The organism is Noviherbaspirillum sp. (assembly GCF_035654295.1).
In the GTDB taxonomy this organism is placed as follows: domain Bacteria; phylum Pseudomonadota; class Gammaproteobacteria; order Burkholderiales; family Burkholderiaceae_D; genus Noviherbaspirillum.
Genome location: NZ_DASRXF010000052.1, coordinates 1 through 6,497, shown reverse-complemented (window position 1 = coordinate 6,497; position 6,497 = coordinate 1). Strand labels below are relative to the sequence as shown.

Annotated in this window: 7 protein-coding genes; 5 read left to right on the top strand and 2 right to left on the bottom strand. The window is 63.6% G+C overall.

Going from position 1 to position 6,497, the window contains the following annotated elements; genetic code table 11:
- A partial coding sequence (locus tag VFF99_RS06265; protein WP_414691507.1) for an AMP-binding enzyme occupies positions 1-295 on the top strand: 295 nt, incomplete at its 5' end.
- On the opposite strand, the gene VFF99_RS06260 is transcribed toward VFF99_RS06265, so the two are convergent.
- Positions 292-699: a bacteriohemerythrin gene (locus VFF99_RS06260; RefSeq protein WP_325016030.1), complete on the bottom strand. Its 408-nt coding sequence runs from the start codon at positions 697-699 to the stop codon at positions 292-294. The two genes, VFF99_RS06265 and VFF99_RS06260, sit on opposite strands and share 4 nt — an antisense overlap.
- A 263-nt stretch (positions 700-962) precedes the next feature.
- Between VFF99_RS06260 and VFF99_RS06255 the strand changes: the two genes are divergently transcribed.
- Both VFF99_RS06255 and VFF99_RS06250 read left to right on the top strand, forming a co-directional pair.
- A complete protein-coding gene (locus VFF99_RS06255) occupies positions 963-1,637 on the top strand; it encodes a hypothetical protein (RefSeq protein WP_325016029.1) in 675 nt (224 codons plus the stop codon).
- 80 nt (positions 1,638-1,717) lie between these two features.
- Positions 1,718-2,470 carry a hypothetical protein gene (locus tag VFF99_RS06250; RefSeq protein WP_325016028.1) on the top strand — a complete coding sequence of 251 codons (753 nt, stop codon included), beginning with the start codon at positions 1,718-1,720 and terminating at the stop codon, positions 2,468-2,470.
- On the opposite strand, the gene VFF99_RS06245 is transcribed toward VFF99_RS06250, so the two are convergent.
- A complete protein-coding gene (locus tag VFF99_RS06245) occupies positions 2,464-3,630 on the bottom strand; it encodes an alkane 1-monooxygenase (protein ID WP_325016027.1) in 1,167 nt (388 codons plus the stop codon). The genes VFF99_RS06250 and VFF99_RS06245 overlap by 7 nt on opposite strands.
- A gap of 138 nt (positions 3,631-3,768) precedes the next feature.
- Between VFF99_RS06245 and VFF99_RS06240 the strand changes: the two genes are divergently transcribed.
- Positions 3,769-4,797 carry an AraC family transcriptional regulator gene (locus tag VFF99_RS06240; RefSeq protein ID WP_325016025.1) on the top strand — a complete coding sequence of 343 codons (1,029 nt, stop codon included), beginning with the start codon at positions 3,769-3,771 and terminating at the stop codon, positions 4,795-4,797.
- A 51-nt stretch (positions 4,798-4,848) separates the two neighbouring features.
- Complete coding sequence (locus VFF99_RS06235; protein ID WP_325016022.1) at positions 4,849-6,342, top strand: B12-binding domain-containing radical SAM protein; 1,494 nt, start codon at positions 4,849-4,851, stop codon at positions 6,340-6,342.
- The last annotated feature ends 155 nt before the right edge of the window (positions 6,343-6,497 follow it).

Genomic DNA, 6,497 nt, shown 5'->3' with positions numbered 1-6,497 from the left:
CAGCGGCTTCAAGGTATGGCCGGCGGAAGTGGAATCGATGATGTACCAGCATCCGGCGGTGCAGGAATGCTGCATCATCGCCGCGCGCGACCCTTACCGCGGCGAGACCGTCAAGGCGGTCATCGTCAAGCGCCCCGGGGCCGAAGCGACGGCGGAAGACATCATCGGCTGGGCACAGCAGAAGATGGCGGCCTACAAGGTGCCCAAGCTGGTCGAGTTCGTGCAGGCCTTGCCCAAGTCGGCGACCGGCAAGGTGATGTGGCGCACGCTGCAGGAAAAGGAGATGAAGGCCTAAGTGTCCTTGCGCACGTGGCGGCCGAGCTCCATGTCCGACTTCATGATGTGGCGGACCAGGCCATGCTGGATGAAGTCGGCGACTTCGGCCGCCATGTCGGGGCAGCCGTCCATGAAGCGGCGGTGCAGCGCGTTCACCTTCTGCATCAGCAGCGCGTGCTCGCGCTTGTGCGCATCCGAGCCGGGGAAACCGCTCTCCTGCATGAGCGCCTCTTCCCGTGCGAAGTGACCGCCGGTGTGCTCGATCAATCCCACCAGCACCTTGCCGACGATGGAATGCGCCGGCTCGTCCTCCCGCATTTCCGCTTGCAGGGCATCTGCGGTTTCGAAAATGTGGCGGTGGTCGGCATCGATCACTTCATGACCGATCGCCAGATCGGTGGACCAGGCAGTGGTTTCAAGCATGGCGAACCTCACGGGATGTCCTCGGTGAAGGCATTTAACCACTGCAACAATCATCGGGAAAGAAGCGCGTCCGAATACGTTGACTGAGGTCAAGAGGTCTTCCGTGAACCAGGCGAACGCCGGGGCCAGGGGCTTGCATCTGTCTGTTTCCGTGAGGTAGCACTTTCTTACAGAAGAAACATCTTTACGGGCTGTTATTTCAGCTTTCCGAACGTACCATGGGTTCCGCCATGAACACTTGATACGACCCTTCAGGAGAGCACATGAAAAGCACCAAGATCACCAAGCCCGCCATCATCCTGAGCGCACTTGCGACGGCCCTGCTGTCGACCGGCGCTGCCTTCGCGCAGACGGCCCCGGCGGCGACGGAGGCAAGCACAACGGTGTCCGCCACCGCGACGACTGCAACCCCGACGACGGCCGCAATGCCGACGACCACGGCCGCTGCAACCCCGACAACTTCCACGACCGCAACCCCGACAACGACGACAACCGCGACGCCGACGGACACGACGACTGCAACGCCGACAACCACGACCACGCCGACCACCACGACGGCAACCGACACCACGACGACGACCACCACGACCACCACCGCACGCAAGGGCGCCACGGTTTACAAGCCCGGCACCACGCTGCCGTCCGGCGTGACGGCCAAGGCCCACGGCGCAACCGTCGTGCTGCCCGAGTCGGCACAGGCCGGTCAGGAACGCGCCGCGCTCAACAAGGCGGCTGCCGCCGAGAAGCGTGAAGCGATCGCCGCATTCCGCGCTGACCGTCCGGCCAAGGCCGAGAAGGTAGAGAAAGTCGAAAAAGTGGAGAAGGTTGAGAAGGTGGAGAAGGTCGCCAAGGTCGAAAAGATCGAGCGTCCCGAAAAGATCGCAAAGGTCGAGAAGATCGAGAAGGTCGAGAAAATCGAGAAGACCCGCCGCAACTAATCACACAGCCGTAGTACCTACCTTGGCCGGGCAACCAGCGTTGCCCGGCTTTTTTTGTTGTACCAGGAATTGTTATAGCAATGAAAAGACTGATTTTCATCACCGCCGCATTTCTGTCGCAGGCGGCGTTCGCCGAAGGCAGCTTCACCGTCAAGACCGGCGTCGACTACACCACCGGCACGTACGGTACGGACACCACCACCGAGATCACCGCGATCCCGCTCATCGGCACCTACGAAACCGGCAACTGGACCTTCAAGGCCTCGATCCCTTATGTCCGCATCACCGGTTCGGACAACGTGGTGGCCGGCGTCGGCGCGGTGCGCCGGACCACGACCACGGTGCGCACCGATTCCGGCCTGGGCGACCTCGTCACCTCCGCCACGTATTCGTTCATGATCGATCCGAAGTCACAGTTCGGCATCGACGTCACCGGCAAGGTCAAATGGGGCACGGCCGACAGCGACCGCGGCCTGGGCACCGGCGAGAACGATTTCTGGGTGCTCATCGATCCCTACACCAGGATCGGCAATGTGACCTGGTTCGGCGGCATCGGCTTCGGCATGCTCGGTTCTTCCGCCACCTTGCCGCTGAAAGATGTCTACAGCGCCAACGCCGGCCTGTCGTTCAAGCTCGACCAGCAGTCCAGCGCGGGCGCCATGCTCGATTACCGCAGCCGTTCGACGGACACCGGCTTTGCCCAGCGCGAGCTGACCGGCTTCTATACCCGCACGCTCGGCGGCGGCTACAAGCTGCAGGCCTATGCCACCAAGGGCTTTGCCGACGGCAGTCCGGACTGGGGCGGCGGCCTCAACATTGCCTACAGCTACTGACGCAAGCCGTGGCGCCGCATCAAGGCCTCCCGTTTGGCCGGGTCGAAGTTGATGCGGCCTGCGTCGCGCCCCACCGCTTCCACCAGCCGCTTGTCCATGATGCGGAACCACAGCGGCGGGACCTGCGCGACGAGGAACATGCCAAAGTAGCCGCAGGGCAGCTGCGGCACATACTCGAAGTGCCGCAGCGACTGGTAGCGCCGCAGCGGATGCGCGTGATGGTCGGAGTGGCGCTGCAGGTGGAACAGCGCCCAGTTGGAAAACAGCTGGTTGCTGTTCCAGGAATGGTGGGGCTTGCAGGTCTCGTAGCGGCCGGAAGGCAGACGGTCGCGCAGCAGGCCGTAGTGCTCCACATAATTCGCCAGCGTGAGCTGGAAGTTGCTGAAGAACGATGCGCACAGGATGAAGGGCAGCGCCTGCCATCCCAGCCAGGCCGTCATTGCGGCAAAGAAAACCGCGGTCAGCAGCATCGGTTGCAGCACTTCATTGCGTAACGTCCACGGCGAGAGGTTGTCGCGCGCCAGCCTTTCCTTTTCCAATCGCCATGCGCGCACGAAAGCGCCCGGCATTTCCCGCAGCAGGAAGCGATACAGGTTCTCGCCCATGCGCGAGGACGCCGGATCGACGGGTGTCGCCACGTCGCGATGATGGCCGCGGTTGTGCTCGATGTAGAAATGTCCGTAGCCCGTCATCGCGAGGATGAACTTCGCGAGCCGGCGTTCGAGTTCGGGACGCTTGTGCCCCAGCTCGTGGCCGAGGTTGATGCCGTAACCGCCGATCATGCCGGTCGTGATCACGCCGGCCACCTGCGCGTGCAGGGGCAGGTTGTGGCTGGTGAAGAACCAGATGCCGAAGATGAAGCCGATCCACAACAGCGGCACCAGCGCATAGGTGACGTAGCGGTAGTAGCCGTCGGCCTCCAGCAGCGGCACCAGTTCCTCCGGCGGATTGCTCGCATCCTTGCCGAGGCCGAGGTCGAGGATGGGGAACAGGATATAGCTGACCACCACCGGCACCCACAGGATGCGCGGATCGGGAATGGCGTAGTAAAGCAGCGGGCCGGCGGCGACCGTCGCCGGAACGAAGAGCGACAGCAGCCATGCATAGCGCTTCCTGTCGCGGTAGCCGCCGGAGGCGGGCGGGTGCAGCAGCGTCTCCATCGTTCTTCCTCTTCTTGATTTACGGGAAATCAAAGGATCGCGCAGATGGCCCGGCATGCACACCGAATCAAGTGGCAATCTCTCGTCATTATGTGACAGGATCGGCGGTGTTCCCAATCACGCTTTCCCTGCAAGACCATGCCCATTTCCGGTCAGTGGCTGAACCCGGCCTTCCATCCCTCGTACGTGCGCGTGCTGTGCGTGCTGCTGCGCAAGCGCGGGATCGACACGCCGAGTTTGCTCGCGGGAACCGGGCTGCAATGGGAGCAGCTGGTGGATTCCGGCACCGGCATCGGGCTCGGACAGATCCGCCCGCTTGTGCATGCGGCGCTGCGGCTGTCCGGCACGCCGGCACTCGGGCTGGAACTCGGCGCGGCGATCCCGGTTTCGGCGCACGGCCCGGTCGGTCATGCAGTGGTTGCGAGCCGAGACGTGCGGCAGGCGCTGGACGTGATCGTGCGTTATGGGCGCCTGCGCGGCGGCGCGCTGGAGTTCCGCCTCGCGGCAAGCGGCACGCATTGCCACCTGCAGGTGCGCGAACGCATCGAGCTGGGCGAGGTACGCGTGCCGGTCCTGGAAACGGTGCTGATCGTGCTGGCCAAGCTGCTGGAATCGTTGACCGGCTACGCGCTGGAAGACATGGAATGCGCGCTGCCTTATCCCGCGCCGCCATGGGCCGGCGCGTATGCAACGCGCTTTTCGGGGCGCCTGCATTTCGGCGCGCCGTGCATGGAACTGCGCCTGCCGCATGCGATGCTCGACGTTCCCTGCCTGACCGCGGACCCATCCGCCCATGCCTCCGCCATCCGCGAGTGCGACAAGATCCTGGCGCAACTGCTCGGCGAGGGCGACGTGGTGGAGCAGGTGCGGGCGCGGCTGCAAGGCTGCGGCGACCGGCTGCCCGGTTGCGAAGCGATGGCCGCCGAGCTGCACATCTCTGCGCGCACCCTGATGCGCCGGCTCAAGCAGCACGGCACCAGCTACCAGGCATTGCTCGACGACGTGCGCAAGGAACAGGCGCAATGGTATTTGCGGCATACCGCCCGCTCCGTCGAAAGCATTGCCGAAGCGCTCGGCTACCTCGATACCTCGAATTTCAGCCGCAGCTTCCGGCGCTGGTTCGGCATGCCGCCCAGCGCATTCCGGCAACAGGACGAAAAGCGCTGAGCGCAGCAGTGCAGGCGTAAAATGTGGGGCTGCTGATCTGCACCTTGCCCCATGACCATCCTGCTTTCCACCCTGAACGCCCGTTACGCCCACGCGTCGCTCGGCCTGCGTTACCTGATCGCCAACATGGGCGAGCTGCAAGCCGAGACACGCCTGCAGGAATTCGTGATCGGCGCCAAGACGACGGAAGTGGTTGAACGCATCCTCGCGCACCGCCCGCGCATCGTCGGCTTCGGCGTCTACATCTGGAATGTGGAGGAAACGGCGAAGGTGGTGGCCATGCTCAAGCGCGTCGCGCCGGAGATCGCGGTCGTGCTCGGCGGTCCGGAAGTCTCGCACGAGACGCAGGAACAGCAGATCGTGCAGTCGGCCGATTACGTGGTGACCGGCTGGGGCGAGGCCACCTTTCCACAACTGTGCAGGCAAATTTTGCATGGACCCAAGCCGCTGATGAAAGTCCACGCCGGCGTGCAGCTGCCGATGTCGGACATCAAGCTGCCGTATGCGCTGTACGACGACAAGGACATCGCCCACCGCAACCTCTACGTCGAAGCATCGCGCGGCTGTCCGTTCAAGTGCGAGTTCTGCCTGTCCTCGCTCGACAAGACCGCCTGGCCCTTCGACCTCGACCAGTTCCTCGGGGAGCTTGAAGCGCTGCATGCGCGCGGCGCCCGCCTGTTCAAGTTCGTCGACCGCACCTTCAACCTCAACATCAAGTCCAGCCTGCGCATCATGCAGTTCTTTCTGGACAAGCTGGCAGCGCATCCGGAAGACCCGGTGTACGCGCACTTCGAAGTCGTGCCCGACCATCTGCCCGATGCGCTGAAGGAAGCGATCCGCAAATTCCCGCCCGGCACCCTGCAGCTTGAGATCGGCATCCAGACTTTCAATCCCGAAGTGCAGGGCATCATCAGCCGCAAGCAGAACAATGAAAGATCGGCCGAGAACATTCGCTGGCTGGTGCAAGAGTCGAATGCGCACCTGCACGTGGATTTGATCGCCGGCCTGCCGGGGGAAGACATTGCCAGCTTCGCAAGCGGCTTCGACCGGCTCGTGGCGATCAATCCGCACGAGGTCCAGTTCGGCATCCTCAAGCGATTGCGCGGAACGCCGGTGATCCGGCACACGCAGACGTACAAGCTCGTGTTCGATCCGAGTCCGCCCTACACCATCCTCTCGACCGACCGCGTCGGTTTTGCCGACATGCAGCGGCTGGTGCGCTTCGCGCGCTACTGGGATTTGATCGCCAACTCGGGGCGTTTCGCCAACACCTTGCCGCTGGTGCTGAGCGATGCACCCTTTGCGCGGTTCATGGACCTGTCGGACTGGCTGTATGCGCGCACCGATGCGACGCACCGCATCGCGCTGGAACGGCTGGCGGCGCTGGTCGCGCAATGGCTGCGCGAGCGCGGGCATGAGGCGGGGCAGGTTACGGCCGTGATGGAGCGCGACCATGCGGGGCAGGTGAACGTGCGGCAGGCGAAGGCGGGCAAGGAACGCGGGGAAGTGGCCAATCCGCGGCAGGCGCGGCATATGGCGGCGTAGGGGTTTGGTGGAGTTGGTGGGTTTCGCTGCGTGTATAGCCGGGGGACATAGGTAACACCTGTCGGGAGACATGGGTAACACCTTTTATGATCATCGCGTTGCAACAATCTGGAGCGCGCGATGCCTTGGAAGGAGTCTTCCCGTATGTCGTCCCG

Coding starts and splice junctions, on each gene's coding strand:
- VFF99_RS06240 (WP_325016025.1), top strand. CDS start 3,769: ATGCCCATTTCCGGTCAGTGGCTGAACCCGGCCTTCCATCCCTCGTAC.
- VFF99_RS06250 (WP_325016028.1), top strand. CDS start 1,718: ATGAAAAGACTGATTTTCATCACCGCCGCATTTCTGTCGCAGGCGGCG.
- VFF99_RS06235 (WP_325016022.1), top strand. CDS start 4,849: ATGACCATCCTGCTTTCCACCCTGAACGCCCGTTACGCCCACGCGTCG.
- VFF99_RS06260 (WP_325016030.1), bottom strand. CDS start 699: ATGCTTGAAACCACTGCCTGGTCCACCGATCTGGCGATCGGTCATGAA.
- VFF99_RS06255 (WP_325016029.1), top strand. CDS start 963: ATGAAAAGCACCAAGATCACCAAGCCCGCCATCATCCTGAGCGCACTT.
- VFF99_RS06245 (WP_325016027.1), bottom strand. CDS start 3,630: ATGGAGACGCTGCTGCACCCGCCCGCCTCCGGCGGCTACCGCGACAGG.